13 protein-coding genes are annotated in these 18,074 nt (G+C 71.8%); 9 read left to right on the top strand and 4 right to left on the bottom strand.

Features of this window, described 5'->3' with window-relative positions:
* Positions 1–229: 229 nt before the first annotated feature.
* The 4 genes from G7Z13_RS13075 to G7Z13_RS13090 all read left to right on the top strand — a co-directional run bounded on the left by G7Z13_RS13075 (position 230) and on the right by G7Z13_RS13090 (position 7,797).
* Entirely contained in the window at positions 230–1,447 is a 1,218-nt protein-coding gene (locus G7Z13_RS13075; protein ID WP_165998950.1) for a sensor histidine kinase, read from the top strand.
* Positions 1,448–1,490: 43 nt separating this feature from the next.
* Positions 1,491–2,177, top strand: a complete 687-nt coding sequence (locus G7Z13_RS13080) for a response regulator transcription factor (RefSeq protein ID WP_165998951.1) — start codon at positions 1,491–1,493, stop codon at positions 2,175–2,177.
* 155 nt (positions 2,178–2,332) lie between these two features.
* Positions 2,333–5,440 carry an efflux RND transporter permease subunit gene (locus G7Z13_RS13085; protein ID WP_165998953.1) on the top strand — a complete coding sequence of 1,036 codons (3,108 nt, stop codon included), beginning with the start codon at positions 2,333–2,335 and terminating at the stop codon, positions 5,438–5,440.
* 164 nt (positions 5,441–5,604) lie between these two features.
* On the top strand, positions 5,605–7,797 hold the full coding sequence (locus tag G7Z13_RS13090) for a serine/threonine-protein kinase (protein WP_165998955.1): 2,193 nt from the start codon (positions 5,605–5,607) through the stop codon (positions 7,795–7,797).
* A 19-nt stretch (positions 7,798–7,816) separates the two neighbouring features.
* Here the strand turns inward: G7Z13_RS13090 and nadA are convergent, their stop codons facing one another.
* Positions 7,817–9,001, bottom strand: coding sequence for a quinolinate synthase NadA (gene nadA / locus G7Z13_RS13095; RefSeq protein ID WP_165998958.1), 1,185 nt, complete (start codon positions 8,999–9,001; stop codon positions 7,817–7,819).
* A 367-nt stretch (positions 9,002–9,368) separates the two neighbouring features.
* Between nadA and G7Z13_RS13100 the strand changes: the two genes are divergently transcribed.
* Positions 9,369–9,725: an iron-sulfur cluster assembly accessory protein gene (locus G7Z13_RS13100; protein ID WP_006135694.1), complete on the top strand. Its 357-nt coding sequence runs from the start codon at positions 9,369–9,371 to the stop codon at positions 9,723–9,725.
* Between the two features lie 74 nt (positions 9,726–9,799).
* Here the strand turns inward: G7Z13_RS13100 and G7Z13_RS13105 are convergent, their stop codons facing one another.
* Complete coding sequence (locus G7Z13_RS13105; protein WP_240926485.1) at positions 9,800–11,281, bottom strand: hypothetical protein; 1,482 nt, start codon at positions 11,279–11,281, stop codon at positions 9,800–9,802.
* Between the two features lie 587 nt (positions 11,282–11,868).
* On the bottom strand, positions 11,869–12,084 hold the full coding sequence (locus G7Z13_RS13110; protein WP_165998960.1) for a hypothetical protein: 216 nt from the start codon (positions 12,082–12,084) through the stop codon (positions 11,869–11,871).
* A gap of 130 nt (positions 12,085–12,214) precedes the next feature.
* Here G7Z13_RS13110 and G7Z13_RS13115 point away from each other — a divergent pair, with 130 nt between their 5' ends.
* The gene (locus tag G7Z13_RS13115; protein ID WP_165998962.1) at positions 12,215–13,189 is read left to right on the top strand and encodes a carbohydrate kinase family protein; all 975 of its coding nucleotides are present in this window, start codon (positions 12,215–12,217) and stop codon (positions 13,187–13,189) included.
* 42 nt (positions 13,190–13,231) lie between these two features.
* Here the strand turns inward: G7Z13_RS13115 and G7Z13_RS13120 are convergent, their stop codons facing one another.
* Positions 13,232–14,608: a cysteine desulfurase/sulfurtransferase TusA family protein gene (locus G7Z13_RS13120; RefSeq protein ID WP_165998964.1), complete on the bottom strand. Its 1,377-nt coding sequence runs from the start codon at positions 14,606–14,608 to the stop codon at positions 13,232–13,234.
* A 287-nt stretch (positions 14,609–14,895) separates the two neighbouring features.
* On the opposite strand from G7Z13_RS13120, the gene coxB reads away from it, so the two are divergent.
* Genes coxB through G7Z13_RS13135 form a run of 3 tightly spaced genes read left to right on the top strand, consistent with a single transcriptional unit; the run spans position 14,896 to position 17,977 of the window.
* A complete protein-coding gene (gene coxB / locus G7Z13_RS13125; protein ID WP_165998966.1) occupies positions 14,896–15,855 on the top strand; it encodes a cytochrome c oxidase subunit II in 960 nt (319 codons plus the stop codon).
* Positions 15,852–17,582 (top strand): cytochrome c oxidase subunit I, encoded by a 1,731-nt coding sequence (gene ctaD / locus G7Z13_RS13130; RefSeq protein ID WP_165998968.1) that lies wholly within the window; start codon positions 15,852–15,854, stop codon positions 17,580–17,582. Before coxB ends, ctaD begins: the two co-directional genes overlap by 4 nt.
* A complete protein-coding gene (locus G7Z13_RS13135; RefSeq protein WP_165998970.1) occupies positions 17,579–17,977 on the top strand; it encodes a cytochrome c oxidase subunit 4 in 399 nt (132 codons plus the stop codon). The genes ctaD and G7Z13_RS13135 overlap by 4 nt, the downstream gene beginning before the upstream one ends.
* Positions 17,978–18,074 lie beyond the last annotated feature (97 nt).

Genomic DNA, 18,074 nt, shown 5'->3' on the forward strand with positions numbered 1-18,074 from the left:
CGGCATCCACGTCGCCTCACTCGTCCTCTGGCTCCGCGAACCCAACCAAGATCCTTTGTCAGACAGGGCCTAGGGGGCGTCCCGTCCAGTCGTCCCCGTCCTCATCGGCCCGCAGCGCTGGTGACCCGCCGGGCCGGCACGGCGGCCCCGGCGTCCGGACCGGCTCGGGAGGGTCTCGGGCCATCCGGCCCGGCCGGATCCGGGCCGCGCCCGGCTACCGTGGACCACCGTGAGCACCCTGGAGCGCGTCCGGCACGGACTCAAGGCCCACCCCATGGCGCTGGACGCCATCCTGGCCGCCGGAGTGCTGGCCTGCATGGTGGCGGGGTCCTTCGTGGACCCGCACGGCAAGGACGGCGTCACCTGGGGACTGCGCTCCCCGGACGCGCTGAGCCTGCTCCTGATGGCCCTCGGCGCCGCCGCGCTGGTGCTGCGCCGCCGCCTGCCCCGCACCGTCCTCGCCCTCACCGGCTGCGTCTCCCTCGTCGAGTCCGTCACCGGCGACCCCCGCGCCCCCGTCGCGATGTCCGCCGTGATCGCCCTCTACACCGTCGCCTCCACCACCGACCGCCCCACCACCTGGCGCATCGGCCTGCTCACCATGACCGTGCTCACCGGCGCCGCCATGCTCGCCGGCCCGCTGCCCTGGTACGCCCAGGAGAACCTGGCGATCTTCGCCTGGACCGGCATCGGCGCCACCGCCGGCGACGCCGTCCGCAGCCGCCGCGCCTTCGTGCAGGCCATCAGGGAACGCGCCGAGCGCGCCGAACGCACCCGTGAGGAGGAGGCCCGCCGCCGGGTCGCCGAGGAACGTCTGCGCATCGCCCGCGACCTGCACGACGTCGTCGCCCACCACATCGCCCTGGTCAACGTGCAGGCCGGAGTCGCCGCCCACGTCATGGACAAGCGCCCCGACCAGGCCAAGGAAGCCCTCGCGCACGTCCGCGAGGCCAGCCGCTCCGCCCTGAACGAGCTGCGCGCCACCGTCGGCCTGCTCCGCCAGTCCGGCGACCCCGAGGCCCCCACCGAACCCGCCCCCGGCCTCGACCGGCTCGACGAACTCGTCGGCACCTTCCGCAACGCCGGGCTGCGCGTCGAGGTCGCCCGCGCCGACCACGGCACCACCCTGCCCGCCGCCGTCGACCTCGCCGCCTACCGGGTCATCCAGGAAGCCCTGACCAACGTCCGCAAACACGCCGGCACGGAGGCGAAGGCCGAGGTCAGCGTGGTGCGGGTGGGCCCGCGCATCGAGATCACCGTCCTGGACGACGGGGCCGGCGAACACCCTCCGCCGGAAGGCGGCGGCCACGGCCTGCTCGGCATGCGCGAACGCGTCACCGCGCTGCGCGGCACCCTCACCACTGGTCCCCGCTACGGCGGCGGCTTCCGCGTCCATGCGATCCTGCCGGTCGACAACCGCTCCGGCACCGAGGGGGAGGCCGGATGACCCGCGCCGACCGGCGCGTGCCCAGCGCCGAGGGGGAGCCCGTATGACCGTCCGCGTCCTGCTCGCCGACGACCAGGCCCTGCTGCGCAGCGCCTTCCGCGTGCTCGTCGACTCCGAGCCGGACATGGAGGTGGTCGGCGAGGCCTCCGACGGGGCCGAGGCGGTGCGGCTGGCCCGCGAGCACCGCCCGGACGTGGTGCTGATGGACATCCGTATGCCCGGCACCGACGGGCTCGCGGCCACCCGCCTGATCACCGCGGACCCGGCGCTCGCCCACGTCCGGATCGTCATCCTGACGACCTTCGAGGTCGACGACTACGTCGTGCGGTCCCTGCGGGCCGGCGCCTCCGGCTTCCTCGGCAAGGGCAGCGAGCCGGAGGAACTGCTGAACGCGATCCGCGTCGCGGCCGGCGGCGAGGCCCTGCTGTCCCCGGCCGCCACCAAGGGCCTGATCGCCCGCTTCCTCGCCCAGGGCGGCGACGGCGCCGACGGCGACCCGGACCCGGCCCGCTCCGACCGGCTCGACGCGCTCACCGTCCGCGAGCGCGAGGTGCTCGTCCAGGTCGCCGGCGGCCACTCCAACGACGAGATCGCCGAACGCCTCCAGGTCAGCCCACTCACCGTGAAGACCCACGTCAACCGGGCCATGGCCAAGCTGGGCGCCCGCGACCGGGCCCAGCTCGTGGTGATCGCCTACGAGTCCGGGCTGGTCCGTCCAAGGGTGGACTGACCGCCGTACGGCGCTACTCCAGCCGCAGTATGCGCCGGATAAGGAAATGGACCTGGGGGCGACGGCCGGGCCGCCGGCCATGGACCAGGGTGGTGGCGTGGGCGCTCGCATGCGCCCACTGCTCCGCTCAGGCCACGGAAGAGAGACGCTGACCCATGTCCTGGCTGTCCAGATTCAGCCTCGCACAACGGGCCCTCATAGGGCTGATGTCGATCATCGCGCTCGCCTTCGGGGCGATAGCGATCCCGCAGCTCAAGCAGCAGCTGCTGCCCACCATCGAACTGCCCATGGTGTCGGTGATCGCGCCGTACCAGGGCGCGTCCCCGGACGTGGTCGAGAAGCAGGTCGTCGAACCGATCGAGAACAATCTCGAGGCGGTCGACGGCATCACCGGCGTCACCTCCACCGCCAGTGAGGGCAACGCCGTGATCATGGCGTCCTTCGACTACGGCAACGACACCGACCAGCTCGTCGCCCATGTCCAGCAGGCCGTCAACCGGGCCCGCGTCCAGCTCCCCGACGACGTCGACCCGCAGGTCGTCGCCGGGTCCACGGACGACATCCCGACCGTCGTGCTCGCCGTCACCTCCGACCGCGACCAGCAGGCCCTCGCCGACCAGCTCGACAGGACCGTCGTACCCGCCCTCAAGGACATCGACGGCGTCGGCCAGGTCACCGTGGACGGCGTCCGCGACCTCCAGGTCACCGTCACCCCCGATGACGCGAAGCTCGCCAAGGCGGGCCTGACCACCCAGTCCCTCGCCCAGGCGCTCCAGGCGGGCGGCGCGACCGTCCCGGCCGGCTCCTTCGACGAGGACGGCGCCAACCGCACCGTGCAGGTCGGCGGCGGCTTCACCTCGCTGCGGCAGATCGAGGACCTGATGATCACCGGGGAGGGCGTCGAGCGCCCGGTCCGCCTCGGTGCCGTCGCCGAGGTCGCGCAGCAGCCCGCCCGCGCCGACTCCCTCACCCGCACCAACGGCGAGCCCAGCCTCGCCGTGATGGTCACCATGGACCGCGACGGCAGCGCGGTCGCCATCTCCGACGCCGTCCGCGACAAGCTGCCCGAGATGCGCGCCGACCTCGGAGCCGGCGCCACCGTCACGGTCGTCAGCGACCAGGGCCCGGCCGTGTCGAAGTCCATCGAGGGCCTGACGACGGAGGGCGCCCTCGGCCTCCTCTTCGCCGTCCTCGTCATCCTCGTCTTCCTGGCCTCGCTGCGCTCCACGCTGGTCACGGCGGTCTCCATCCCCCTGTCGGTGGTCCTCGCCCTGATCGTCCTGTGGACCCGCGACCTCTCCCTGAACGTCCTGACCCTCGGCGCGCTCACCATCGCCATCGGCCGCGTCGTCGACGACTCGATCGTCGTCCTGGAGAACATCAAGCGGCACCTCGGCTACGGCGAGGAGCGCCAGGAGGCGATCCTCAAGGCCGTCCGCGAGGTCGCGGGCGCGGTGACGTCCTCCACGCTCACCACGGTCGCCGTGTTCCTGCCGATCGGCCTGGTCGGGGGCATGGTGGGCGAGCTGTTCGGCTCGTTCTCGCTGACGGTGACCGCCGCCCTGCTGGCGTCCCTGCTGGTCTCCCTGACGGTCGTCCCGGTCCTCTCCTACTGGTTCCTGCGGCCCCCGAAGGGCACCCCCGAGGACGCCGAAGAGGCCCGCCGCCTCGCCGAGGAGAAGGAGGCGAGGAGCAGGCTCCAGCGCCTCTACGTCCCGGTCCTGCGCTTCGCCACGCGCCGCCGCCTGACCAGCGTGGCCATCGCGGTGGTGGTCCTGATCGGCACCTTCGGCATGGCCCCCCTCCTGAAGACCAACTTCTTCGACCAGGGCGAGCAGGAAGTCCTCACCGTCAAGCAGGAGCTGAAGCCCGGCACCAGCCTCGCGGCGACCGACGCCCAGGCGAAGAAGATCGAGAAGATGCTCGACGGCGTCGAGGGCGTCAAGGACTACCAGGTCACCGTCGGCTCCTCCGGCTTCATGGCCGCCTTCGGCGGCGGCACGGACACCAACCAGGCCTCGTACTCGGTGATGCTGGAGGACTCCGCGTCCTACGAGGACGTCGAGCACCGCATCGAGCAAGGCCTGGCGAAGCTGGACGGCATCGGCACGACGACGATCGCCGCCGGCGACGGCTTCGGCAGCCAGGACCTCTCCGTGGTCGTGAAGGCGGCCGACGCGAAGGTGCTGCGCGACGCCGCGGAGGAGGTCCGTAAGGCCGTGGCCGGCCTGGACGACGTCACCGACGTCACCAGCGACCTCGCCCAGAGCGTCCCGCGGATCTCCGTCGAGGCCGACGAGAAGGCCGCCGCGGCCGGCTTCACCGACCAGACGCTCGGCGCCGCCGTCGCCCAGGCGGTCCGCGGCACCACCGCCGCCAAGGCCACCCTCGACGACACCGAACGCGACGTCGTCATCCGCTCGGCGCGCCCCGCCGACACGCTCGCGGAGCTGAGGCGGCTGCCGCTCGGCCCGGTGAAGCTCGGCGACATCGCGGAGGTGAAGCTGGTCGACGGCCCGGTCTCCATGACCCGCATCGACGGCCAGCGCGCCGCCACCATCACCGCCAAGCCGACCGGTGACAACACCGGCGCGGTCAGCGCCGACCTCCAGTCGACGATCAACTCGCTCGACCTCCCGGCCGGCGCGACCGCCGAGATCGGCGGTGTCTCCGAGGACCAGGACGAGGCGTTCGCCAACCTCGGCCTCGCCATGCTGGCGGCCATCGCGATCGTCTTCATGCTGCTGGTCGCGACCTTCCGCTCGCTGGTCCAGCCGCTGATCCTGCTCGTCTCGATCCCCTTCGCGGCCACCGGCGCGATCGGCCTGCTGGTCGCCACCGGCACCCCCATGGGCGTCCCCGCGATGATCGGCATGCTGATGCTCATCGGCATCGTGGTGACGAACGCGATCGTCCTGATCGACCTGATCAACCAGTACCGGGCGCAGGGCTACGGCGTGGTGGAAGCCGTCGTCGAGGGCGGCCGCCACCGCCTGCGCCCCATCCTGATGACCGCCCTGGCGACCATCTTCGCCCTCCTGCCGATGGCCCTGGGCATCACCGGCGAGGGCGGCTTCATCGCCCAGCCCCTGGCGGTGGTCGTCATCGGCGGCCTGGTCACCTCCACCCTGCTGACCCTCCTCCTCGTCCCGACCCTCTACGCGATGCTCGAACTGCGCAAGGAGCGCCGCGCGAAGAAGCGCGCGGCGAAGCGGGCGGCGAAGGCGGGAGCGGACACGACGCCGGGGCCGGCCAGCGCGTGACGCGCCTGCCCTGACAACGGCCGGGTCTCCCCGTGGGACCCGGCCGTTGCGCTCGCGCGCGCCGTCGGGGAGCCGGCGGGCGACAGCGGACCGTACCCGGCCGCGACCGCCCGGTTACGTATCCTGTGCCCGCGAACTGCTCAACGGGGGAAGGGAAACGGGCGGTGCCACTGCACAGGGACGATCCGCGGTCGCTCGGCGGGTACAGGCTGCTGGACCGGCTCGGGGCCGGCGGCATGGGGGTCGTCTACCGGGGCAGATCCCGGTCCGGGCGCGAGGTCGCCGTGAAGGTGGTGCACGCGCAGTACGCGCAGGACCCCGTCTTCCGCACCCGGTTCCGGCAGGAGATCGACGCCGTCCGCAAGGTCAGCGGCGCGTTCACCGCGCCGGTCGTGGACGCCGACCCGGAGGCCGACCGGCCGTGGATGGCCACCCAGTACGTGCCCGGCCGCTCCCTCGCCGAACGCATCCGCGAGCAGGGACCGCTGCGCGGCGCCGAGTTGCGGCGCCTCGCGCTGGGACTGGTGGAGGCGCTGCGGGACATCCACCGGACCGGGGTGGTCCACCGGGACCTGAAACCGGCCAATGTGCTGATGGCCGAGGACGGACCCCGCGTCATCGACTTCGGCATCTCCCGCGCCACCGAGAACCTCACCCTGACCGAGACCGGGCAGATGATCGGCACCCCGCCGTTCATGTCCCCCGAGCAGTTCACCGACGCCCGCTCGGTGGGCCCGGCCTCCGACGTCTTCTCCCTCGGCGCGCTGCTCGCGTACGCCACCACGGGACGCGGCCCGTTCGACGCGGAGAGCCCCTACCTGACGGCGTACCGGGTCATCAACGACCCACCCGTCCTCGACGGGGTGCCGCGGCAGCTGCGGGCCATCCTGGAGCGCTGCCTGACGAAGGAACGGGACGGACGGCCCGACCTCGGCACACTGGCCCGCGAGTTCGCCGGCGCCCTGCCCGAACCGGACCCCGGCGATCCGCCCACGGTCACGCTGCGCCTGGGTCCTTCCGACCGGGCGGCCACCCATCCCGGCACGGTCACCGACCGGGAGAGGGCGCGGCCCGCCCGCCGCCGAGGCCGGGTCCGGCCCCTGCTGCTCGTCACGGGCACGGTCGGGGCGCTGGTGCTCGGGCTGACGGCGTACCTGCTGGGACCGGGCGCGTTTGCGGACCGCCCGGACTCCCGCTGGGGTGCCCTGCCCGGGGGGTGGCGGCCCTGGCAGACGACTCTGCCGCAGACCGAGTCGCTGATCGTCGTCGGGGGAAGCGGCTCCATGAGCGAGACGGGCCGGTGCGCGAGGCACGGGGCCGCCGTCTACTGCGCGGGCCAGTCGGCGCCGCCGGTGCGGGTGGACGCGGTCACGGGAGAGATCGTCTGGCGGGCCGGCCTGCTGCCGGAGGGGAGTCCCCGGGACCGGTCCGCGTACGGTGAGATCCTCGGGGTGGACGACGAGAGGGTGCTGGTGCGCCGGACCGTCTCCGACGCCTCGCTCGAGAACGAGACGATCAGCGTCGTCGCCCTCGACGCCGGTTCGGGGCGGCAGGTGTGGAGCCGTACGGTCGACGAGGAGAGCACCTTCGCGTTCTTCGCCCGCGGCCTGGTGCTGGCCCCGGAGGGTGAGGGCGGCCGTACGCTGACCGCCCGCTCCGCGCGCACCGGGGTGAAGGAGTGGGCCGCGAAGCTGCCCGAGCAGCACTCCTGCACGTTCCTGACCGAGTCCGGGCCGGACATCTACGCGGACTGCCTCCACGACGACTCCGGGAAGTCCTTCCTGCTGGCCGTCGATCCGTCCGACGGCTCCACCCGCCGGCTCACCGCGTCCGGGGGCGGGTTCGCGGGCGCCCTGGACGGCCGGCTGCTCTTCCTGGAGTGGGCGGCGGAGCCCTCCGGCGAGGACGAGAGGTACCACGCGGTGGTCCTGCTGGACCCCGGCACCGGCCGGCGCGAGCGGGTGTCCCTGGAGAAGACGCTGCGCGGAAGGATCGTGCTGGCGGGCGGCACGCTGTGGTCGGCCAGCTCCAACGGCGTCGTCCAGGCGGTCTCGCCGAGGACGGGCAAGGAGCTGTGGCGCACGCAGACCACGCTGGAACAGCCGGGCGCGCCCGTGCTGCACAAGACGGGCGGCACCGTGTTCGTGGCCAGCCCCAGCGGCCGGGTGGCGGCCCTGGACGCCGGCGACGGGACGACGCTGTGGGAGACCAGTCCGCGCGCCCGGGAGGTGCTGGACGACGGCTGGTCCCGGTCCGAGCTGTTCGTGCACCGGGGCTCCGTGATCGTGTCGACCCCGGACGGCACCCTCTTCGGCATCGACCCCGCCCACCCCGACAAGAAGTCCGCGTCGAGGTGAGCGGGGGGACGGCCAGGGGCTACGGCAGCGCCAGCATCCGCTCCAGCGCCAGCTTCGCGAACGCCTCGGTCTCCTTGTCGACCTCGATGCGGTTGACCAGCTTGCCCTCGGCCAGGGACTCCAGGGCCCAGACGAGGTGGGGCAGGTCGATGCGGTTCATGGTGGAGCAGAAGCAGACCGTCTTGTCGAGGAAGACGATCTCCTTGCCCTCGGAAGCGAAACGGTTCGCCAGGCGGCGGACCAGGTTCAGCTCCGTGCCGATGGCCCACTTGGAACCGGCCGGGGCCGCCTCCAGCATCTTGATGATGTACTCGGTGGAGCCGACGTAGTCCGCCGCCGCCACGACCTCGTGCCGGCACTCGGGGTGGACGAGCACGTTCACACCCGGGATGCGCTCGCGGACGTCGTTCACCGAGTCCAGGCTGAAGCGGCCGTGCACCGAGCAGTGGCCGCGCCACAGGATCATCTTCGCGCCGCGCAGCTCCTCGGCGGTCAGACCGCCGTTCGGCTTGTGCGGGTTGTAGACCACGCAGTCGTCCAGGGACATGCCCATGTCGCGCACGGCGGTGTTGCGGCCCAGGTGCTGGTCGGGCAGGAAGAGGACCTTCTCGCCCTGCTCGAACGCCCAGTCCAGCGCCCGCCTGGCGTTGGAGGAGGTGCAGATCGTGCCGCCGTGCTTGCCGGTGAAGGCCTTGATGTCGGCGGAGGAGTTCATGTACGAGACGGGCACGACCTGCTCGGCGATGCCGGCCTCGGTCAGCACGTCCCAGCACTCGGCGACCTGCTCGGCCGTCGCCATGTCGGCCATCGAGCAGCCGGCGGCGAGGTCGGGCAGGACGACCTTCTGGTCGTCGGAGGTCAGGATGTCGGCGGACTCCGCCATGAAGTGGACACCGCAGAAGACGATGTACTCGGCCTCGGGGCGGGCGGCCGCGTCGCGGGCCAGCTTGAAGGAGTCACCCGTGACGTCGGCGAACTGGATCACCTCGTCGCGCTGGTAGTGGTGGCCCAGCACGAAGACCTTGTCGCCCAGCTTCTCCTTGGCCGCGCGGGCGCGCTCGACCAGGTCCGGGTCGGACGGCGAGGGCAGGTCGCCGGGGCACTCCACGCCGCGCTCGCTCCTCGGGTCGGCCTCGCGGCCGAGGAGCAACAGGGCGAGGGGCGTCGGCTGTACGTCGAGCTCCTGGGTCTGGGCGGTGGTCACGACACGCACCCTTTCTTTTCTGCGGCTCGCCGGTCCGAGGGGCCGGACCGGCGGGGTAGCGGGGGACAGCGTTTCGACCTTTTCGTCGAAATGACGCTTATCTATCATAACCGCTTCATGTCACTTTGACGATGGCCATCGTGTCGATGTGACGTGAATCCCGATGTCCGGTACGTCACCTTGCCTGCACCCCGCGGCCGCACCCGCGGCCCCCTCGTCCACAGGGCGCTGTCCGCCCGCCCGCGCATGTGCGAGCATGAAAAACGAGCCGAGGAGAAAAGAGTCGGGCACGTCCCGGAATGAATCCGCGGTCCCGCCGGTTGCAACCGTCGGCAAGCAGTCTCCGTACAACCCGGGAGAGATGTAGATGTCCGTATCGGACGAGACCACCACCGTCACCGACGGCATCATCCTGACCGACGCCGCCGCGTCCAAGGTCAAGGCGCTGCTCGACCAGGAAGGCCGCGACGACCTCGCGCTGCGCGTCGCCGTCCAGCCCGGCGGCTGCTCCGGCCTGCGCTACCAGCTGTTCTTCGACGAGCGTTCCCTCGACGGCGACGTGGAGAAGGACTTCGGCGGGGTCAAGGTCGTCACCGACCGGATGAGCGCCCCGTACCTGGGCGGCGCGACCATCGACTTCGTGGACACGATCGAGAAGCAGGGCTTCACGATCGACAACCCGAACGCGACGGGCTCCTGCGCCTGCGGCGACTCCTTCAGCTGAGCCGCGAGCCGAGTGAAGTGAGAGGCGGCGGTCCCTCCTGACGAGGGCCGCCGCCTTTCGCGTACGCGCGTGCCTCAGCCCCGGGGCAGCCGCGCCCCCGGCTTCTCCAGCGGGATCGCCTCCCCGTCCGGGCCGACGACCTTCCGCTCGCCGAGCGGCTCGTCCAGCTCGACCGTGCGGTGGTGCGTCTTGGCGATCATGATGCAGACCTTGTCCGGCCAGGGCGTCTCGGTGACCGTGACCGTCACCTCGTCCGCGCTCTCCGACGCCGTCGCCTCGTAGTCCGCGCAGACCCCGCCGGTGAAGGCGACCGTCAGCTCCCTGCCCTCGGCGGTGTAGCCCTCCACCTTCACGTTCCGGCTCTCCGCGGGCGCGTCCGGTCCCGTCGGCCGCGGGCTCGGGTTCCCGCTCGGCTCCTCGGAGGGCGCGGGCGACGTCAGATAGCGCGGGTCGACGGCCGGGTACGCCACCGTGAAGCCCTCCTTCGCACCCGGTGCCCGCACCTCGAACAGCCAGGACGGCACCAGCGTCGGCCGCGCCTGCACGAAGTGCGAGGCCAGCCCGAACACCGCGTCCTCCACCACGATCGTCTCCCGCGGAGCGGCCGTCGCACCCGACGTCTCGCACGGCGCCTGCTCCCGGCCCTCCTCCAGCGGCACCGGAGTGGCGCAGCCGCCGATCCCGGCACGGTGGCCGGGCTCCTGCGCCGCGTTCAGCCGGTCCAGCGTCGCGCGCGCGTCCAGCACCGGATACGTGTGCCCCTTCACCGGCGCCTTCAGCTGCCCGCTGCCCGCGACCAGGTCACCCCGCGCACCGACCGTCAGCCCGGTCGGCCAGCCGTACGTCGGCAGCCCGCCGATCACCGGATCGGCGTTCACCACCCGCTGCGCGCCCGTCACCCGCGAGGCGTCCGCCCGCGCGGCGTCCTGCCCGAGCACCCTCAGCACCGGCGCCGCCGCCTCGCGCGCCGCCGCCTCGCTCACCGGGTCGCCGGACCCGGACGCGGGCGGCTTGGAGCAGACGGTGACGCTCTCGCAGTCATCGGTGCCGGGCGCGTACCGGTGGAACGTCCAGGTGCCGGGCGCCTGCCGGTTCACCTGGAGGCTCGGCCCCTGGCCGTCCTTGCCGGACCCGGCCTTCCAGGCCTGACCCTCGGCCACCGGCGTCCCGTCCACCCCGAGCGCCGCCGCCAGCCGCGCGACCTCCTCCCGCGTGACCTCGCCCTTCGCCCAGTACACCGGCGCCGAGCCGGGGCCCTTCGGCAGATCGCCCGAGGCCCGGTACGTCACCCCGTTCGGGTCGGGCTCGCCGGGCGCGATGCCGTTCCCGGCGCCCTCCGCGTAACCGTCCAGAGCCAGCGGCGGGGGAGTGCCGCCCCCGGCCGGCGCACCGGCCCCGGAGCCCGCACCGCTCCCCGCGGAGCCCGCGAGGTAGGCCCCACCGCCCCCGGCCAGCAGCACGGCGGCGACCATGGCGGCGACGAGCACGGGGGAGCGCCGCCGGGAGGAACGCTCATCGCCGTCCCGCCCGGCCCCGGACACGGCGGACGCGACCAGCTCACCGTCCCCCGCGCCACCCACGACCGCCTCCGACCGACCACCATCCACTCCGGCGACCGCCTCCGGCGAGCCGCCAGCCACTCCAGCGGCTCCCGCACCCCCAGCTGTCCGGGATCGACCGCCGTCCCCGCCGACGGCGTCCGGCCGGGCGCCGGCCGCTCCCGCGCCCCCGGCTGCCTCGGGCCGACCACCGTCCACTCCGGCGTCCCCGGCGACAGCGTCCGGCCGGGCGCCGGCCGCTCCCGCGCCGACCGCCCCAACGGAAGCGGCTCCGCCAGAAGCGGTCCCAGCGGAAACGTCCCCGCCGGAAGCAGGCCCAGCGGAAGCAGCCCCAGCAGAAGCAGCCGCATCCGCCTCCGCGCCCAGCGCACTCGTCCTCGCGCTAGCCGCTCCCGCAGCGCCGTCCGCGCGGGAGGACGGACCCTCGGAGCCGTCGTTCCTCTCGGCGGCGCCGGACTCGCCCACGACCTCGTCGTCGTTGTCGGGTCGCTCGGTGTTCACCGCATCGCTCCTTCGGCCACACAGCTGTTACGGGGGACAGCGATGGGACGCGGCGGAGGAGCGCACGGTTCCCCGGCTACGGCTCAGTCGCCGTAGTCGGACATCGCGTCCAGCAGCCGCGCGGAGGCGACCGGCACCGACACGCCGTGGATCAGGGACGGGGAGACCGGCCGCGGCGCGTGCCGGTCGGGCACCGACCAGTGCGGCACCATCCGGGCGCAGTCGCCGCGCAGCGACGCCAGGTCGCCTTCGGGATCGGCCGGGGCCGGGGCGGGGGCGGACACCTTGAGGTTCGTCATAGCGGCACCGTAGGCATGGGGCGGCTCACGAAGAAAGATCTACTATCGGGTAGTTTTGTCGCCTTCAGGCCGGGCCCCGCACCGGGTAGCGTGAATTGTCATTACCCCTCCACTCAGGAGCGTCCACGCCGTGCGCATCGCAGTCACCGGCTCCATCGCCACCGACCACCTCATGACCTTCCCCGGCCGCTTCGCCGACCAGCTCGTCGCGGACCGGCTGCACACGGTCTCGCTCTCCTTCCTGGTCGACAACCTCGACGTCCGCCGCGGCGGCGTCGGCGCGAACATCGCCTTCGGCATGGGCCAGCTGGGCACGAAGCCGATCCTGGTCGGCGCGGCCGGCTTCGACTTCGACGAGTACCGCGCCTGGCTGGACCGGCACGGCGTCGACACCGGCTCGGTGCGGATCTCCGAGACCCTGCACACCGCCCGCTTCGTCTGCACCACCGACGCCGACCACAACCAGATCGGCTCCTTCTACACCGGCGCGATGAGCGAGGCCCGGCTGATCGAGCTGAAGACGGTCGCGGACCGCGTCGGCGGCCTCGACCTGGTGCTGATCGGCGCCGACGACCCGGAGGCGATGCTGCGCCACACGGAGGAGTGCCGCTCCCGGAACATCCCCTTCGCCGCCGACTTCTCCCAGCAGATCGCCCGGATGAACGGCGAGGAGATCCGGATACTGCTGGAGGGCGCCACGTACCTGTTCTCCAACGAGTACGAGAAGGGCCTCATCGAGACCAAGACCGGCTGGAGTGACGAGGAGATCCTCGCCAGGGTCGGCCACCGCGTCACCACCCTCGGCTCGCGCGGCGTGCGGCTCGAGCGGGCCGGCGAGGACCCGATCGAGGTCGGCTGCCCGGACGAGGAGCGCAAGGCCGACCCCACGGGCGTCGGCGACGCCTTCCGCGCCGGCTTCCTGTCCGGCCTCGCCTGGGGCGTCTCCCTGGAGCGCGCCGCCCAGGTCGGCTGCATGCTCGCGACGCTGGTCATCGAGACGGTCGGCACCCAGGAGTACCAGCTGCGCCGGGCGCACTTCATGGAGCGCTTCACCAAGGCGTACGGCGACGAGGCCGCGGCGGAGGTCCAGCAGCACCTGAGCTGATTCCCGCGCTGATTCCCGCCCGCGGGCGGGAGGGAGGTGCCCTCAGCCGGAGCGGCGCACCAGGTACGCCGCTCCCCGCTCCGCCGGCTCCTCGCCCACGTACTCCTGCCCGCGCATCTCGCACCACGCCGGGATGTCCAGGCGCGCGGCCTCGTCGTCCGACAGGACCCGGACGAGGCCGCCCACCGGCACCTCGCCGATGACCTTGGCCAGCTCGATGACCGGGATCGGGCAGCGCTTGCCGAGGGAGTCCACGACCAGGACGTCGTCGCGCACGGCGGTCTCGGCCACCGGCGCGCCCAGCTTCTCCCGCACCCCGGCCACCGCCCGCGGCAGCACCTCCAGGAACCCGTCGACGTCCTCGGAGACCGCCCCGAAGGGCAGCGACACCCGCACATTGCCCTCGCTCAGCACCCCCATCGCCTTCAGCACGTGGCTGGGCGTCAGGGTGCTGCTGGTGCAGGACGAGCCGGACGAGACCGAGAAGCCCTCCCGGTCCAGCTCGTGCAGCAGCGCCTCGCCGTCGACATAGAGACACGAGAAGGTGACGATCCCCGGCAGCCGCCGCTCCGGGTCGCCCACCACCTCGACGTCCGGCACCAGTTCCGGCACCCGCGCCCGGATCCGGTGCGTCAGCTCCCGCAGCCGTACCGCCTCGGCGTCCGCCTCCGCCCGTACGGCCCGCAGCGAGGCCGCCGCCGCCACGATCGCGGGGATGTTCTCGAAGCCGGGAGCCCGGCCCGACTCCCGCTCGTCCGCCGGTCCCTGCGGCGCGAACCGCACGCCCTTGCGGACGACGAGCAGTCCGACCCCGGACGGCCCGCCCCACTTGTGGGCGCTCGCCGTCAGCACGGACCAGTCGCCCGCGACCGGACCCCAGGCCAGCGACTGCGCCGCGTCCACCAGCAGCGGCACCCCGGCCGCCCGGCAGATCTCGGCCACCTCGGCCACCGGCTGCACGGTGCCCACCTCGTGGTTGGCCGACTGCAGGCAGGCCAGCGCGGTGTCCGCGCGCAGGGCTCCCGCGTACGCCGCGGGGCTGACGGCGCCGGTGCGGTCCACCGCGACCCGCGTGACCGTGCCGCCGTCCGCCTCGTGGGACTCCGCCGAATGCAGTACCGAGGAATGTTCGACGGCTGACACGATCAGGTGGCGCCCCACCCTCCGCCGGCCCGCCAACGCGCCCGAGACGCCCGCGTGCACGGCCCGGGTGCCGGAGGAGGTGAACACCAGCTCGTCGGGTCGGCAGCCGACCGCCTCGGCGGCCGCCTCCCGCGCCGCGTCCAGCAGCATCCGGGCCTTGCGCCCTTCCCGGTACAACCGGGCCGGATCCGCCCATCCCTCATCCAGGGAGGCCGCCAACGCCTGCCGGGCGACGGGGTGCAGGGGAGCGGCGGAAGCGGCATCGAAGTAGGCCATACGGCAACGCTAAACCCCCCGGCCGGCCCTCACCCGCAAGGGGCACGGGGCCGGGCCGGCGGCGGCTCCGCCACGGGGTGCGACCAGCCCGGACGACCCCCCACCCGCCAATCCAGCGAACCCACCGAGTGACTAGGCACCCCTCCTCGCGAAGCCCCGAAGAGGGTGGGCTAGGGTTTGGTCCGCATAAACATCCAAACCCCTGCCCGACGCAGGGCGGCGACCGACCAGCGAGAAGGCCAGGCCGCAGCCGATCCGCGCGGGCGAGACTCTCGGGAAGGCGCTACGTGAGTCCCAACGGCTCCGACCGCTCGCCGCGGCGCCCGATGCGGCGGAAGCTGCTGCAGGCACTGACCGCGGGCCTGGTCCTGGCGACCGCCACCGGTTGCACATGGGAGGACTTCCCCCGCCTTGGCATGCCCACCCCCACCACGGAAGAGGCGCCGATCGTCCTCTCCCTGTGGCAGGGCTCCTGGGCTGCCGCGCTCGCCGTCGGCGTGCTGGTGTGGGGCTTGATCCTTTGGAGTGCCATCTTCCACCGGCGCAGCCGCACCAAGGTGGAGATCCCTCCGCAGACCCGGTACAACGTGCCGATCGAGGCGCTGTACACGGTCGTACCGATCATCATCGTGTCGGTCCTCTTCTACTTCACGGCTCGCGACGAGTCGAAGCTGCTCTCCATGGACAAGAAGCCCGACGTCACGGTCAACGTGGTCGGCTTCCAGTGGAGCTGGTGCTTCAACTACATCGAGAACGTCGAGGGTTCCACCGGCGACGCCAAGACCGCCAAGGAACTGGACGCGGTCCCCGACCGCTACAAGAAGGACTTCCCGGCGAACGCCGGCGGCGTCTACACCTGCGGTGTCCCCGGTGACCGCAACCCGCAGACCGGCAACCCCGGCCCCACCCTGTGGCTGCCGAAGGGCAAGACGGTCCGCTTCGTCCTGACCTCCCGGGACGTCATCCACTCGTTCTGGGTGGTGCCGTTCCTGATGAAGCAGGACGTCATCCCGGGCCACCCGAACGCCTTCCAGGTGACCCCGAACCGTGAGGGCACGTTCCTGGGCAAGTGCGCCGAGCTGTGCGGCAACGACCACTCCCGGATGCTGTTCAACGTGAAGGTCGTCTCGCCGGAGCGCTACGAGCAGCACCTGAAGGAGCTGGCCGAGAAGGGCCAGACCGGTTACGTGCCCGCCGGTATCGAGCAGTCCGAGCACGCGAAGGACCGGGAGGCGAACGTCCTGTGAGTATCGTCAACGAACCCGCAGGTGCCCCCGAGGCAGGCACCTACGAGAACGAACTGCCGGTCCGGCGCAAGCAGCCCGGCAACATCGTGGTGAAGTGGCTGACGACCACCGACCACAAGACCATCGGAACGCTGTACCTGACGACGTCGTTCGCGTTCTTCTGCATCGGCGGCATCCTGGCGCTGTTCATGCGCGCCGAGCTGGCCCGTCCGGGTCTGCAGATGATGTCGAACGAGCAGTTCAACCAGGCGTTCACGATGCACGGCACGATCATGCTGCTGATGTTCGCGACGCCGCTGTTCGCGGGCTTCGCGAACTGGATCATGCCGCTGCAGATCGGCGCCCCCGACGTCGCGTTCCCGCGGCTGAACATGTTCGCCTACTGGCTGTACCTGTTCGGCTCGCTGATCGCGGTGGGCGGCTTCCTCACCCCGAACGGCGCCGCCAGCTTCGGCTGGTTCGCCTACACCCCGCTGTCCGACGCGGTCCGCTCGCCGGGCCTCGGCTCCGACATGTGGATCATGGGCCTGGCCTTCTCCGGCTTCGGCACCATCCTCGGCGCGGTCAACTTCATCACCACGATCATCTGCATGCGCGCCCCCGGCATGACGATGTTCCGCATGCCGATCTTCACCTGGAACGTCCTGCTGACCGGTGTCCTGGTCCTGCTGGCCTTCCCGGTCCTGGCCGCCGCGCTGTTCGCCCTGGAGGCGGACCGCAAGTTCGGGGCGCACATCTTCGACGCGGCCAACGGCGGCGCCTTGCTGTGGCAGCACCTCTTCTGGTTCTTCGGACACCCGGAGGTGTACATCATCGCCCTGCCGTTCTTCGGCATCATCAGTGAGGTCATCCCGGTCTTCTCCCGCAAGCCGATGTTCGGCTACTGGGGTCTGGTCGCGGCGACCATCGCGATCGCCGGCCTGTCCGTGACCGTGTGGGCGCACCACATGTACGTCACCGGCGGTGTGCTGCTGCCGTTCTTCTCCTTCATGACGTTCCTCATCGCCGTCCCGACCGGTGTGAAGTTCTTCAACTGGATCGGCACGATGTGGAAGGGCTCGCTGTCCTTCGAGACACCGATGCTCTGGGCGACCGGCTTCCTGATCACCTTCACCTTCGGTGGTCTGACCGGTGTCATCCTGGCCTCGCCGCCCATGGACTTCCACATCTCCGACTCGTACTTCGTGGTGGCCCACTTCCACTACGTGGTCTTCGGCACGGTCGTCTTCGCGATGTTCTCCGGCTTCCACTTCTGGTGGCCGAAGTTCACCGGCAAGATGCTCGACGAGCGCCTGGGCAAGATCACCTTCTGGACGCTGTTCGTCGGCTTCCACGGCACCTTCCTGGTGCAGCACTGGCTGGGCGCCGAGGGCATGCCGCGCCGGTACGCCGACTACCTGGCGGCCGACGGCTTCACCGCCCTGAACACGATCTCCACGATCAGCTCGTTCGTCCTGGGCGCGTCGATCCTGCCGTTCTTCTACAACGTCTGGAAGACCGCCAAGTACGGCAAGCCGGTCGGCGTGGACGACCCGTGGGGCTACGGCCGCTCCCTGGAGTGGGCGACCTCCTGCCCGCCGCCGCGGCACAACTTCATCACCCTGCCGCGGATCCGCAGCGAATCCCCGGCGTTCGACCTGCACCACCCCGACATCGCCGCCCTCGAGCAGCTTGAGAACGACGGCAAGCGGGACGCGCTCGTGGGCAGCAAGGAGGCCGGCAAGTGAAGATCCAGGGCAAGATGTTCATGTGGCTGAGCGTCTTCGTCCTCGCCATGGCGGTCGTCTATGGCGTGTGGTCGAAGGAGCCGGCCGGCACCACGGCCCTCTTCCTGGCCTTCGGCCTGTGCATCATGATCGGCTTCTACCTCGGCTTCACGGCCAAGCGGGTCGACGTCGGTGCGCAGGACAACCTGGAGGCGGACGTCGCGGACGACGCCGGCGAGCTGGGCTTCTTCAGCCCGCACAGCTGGCAGCCGCTGTCCCTGGCGATCGGCGGCGCCCTCGCCTTCCTCGGTGTCGCGGTCGGCTGGTGGCTGCTGTACTTCGCCTTCCCGGTCATCCTGATCGGCATCTTCGGCTGGGTCTTCGAGTACTACCGCGGTGAGAACCGCACCCAGTAGCACACGCCGAGCCCACGGGAGCCCGGACACTCCGAAAGGAGCGTCCGGGCTCCCGCGTTCGCAGCAGCCGCCGTCCCCCGCCCGGCTCACCCAGCGC

The organism is Streptomyces sp. JB150, from assembly GCF_011193355.1.
Taxonomy (GTDB): Bacteria; Actinomycetota; Actinomycetes; order Streptomycetales; family Streptomycetaceae; genus Streptomyces.

Bases quoted from the DNA above. Each gene is read 5' to 3' on its own strand.
- G7Z13_RS13110 (WP_165998960.1), bottom strand. From the start codon at position 12,084: ATGACGAACCTCAAGGTGTCCGCCCCCGCCCCGGCCCCGGCCGATCCC.
- G7Z13_RS13120 (WP_165998964.1), bottom strand. From the start codon at position 14,608: ATGGCCTACTTCGATGCCGCTTCCGCCGCTCCCCTGCACCCCGTCGCC.
- G7Z13_RS13080 (WP_165998951.1), top strand. From the start codon at position 1,491: ATGACCGTCCGCGTCCTGCTCGCCGACGACCAGGCCCTGCTGCGCAGC.
- G7Z13_RS13100 (WP_006135694.1), top strand. From the start codon at position 9,369: ATGTCCGTATCGGACGAGACCACCACCGTCACCGACGGCATCATCCTG.
- G7Z13_RS13085 (WP_165998953.1), top strand. From the start codon at position 2,333: ATGTCCTGGCTGTCCAGATTCAGCCTCGCACAACGGGCCCTCATAGGG.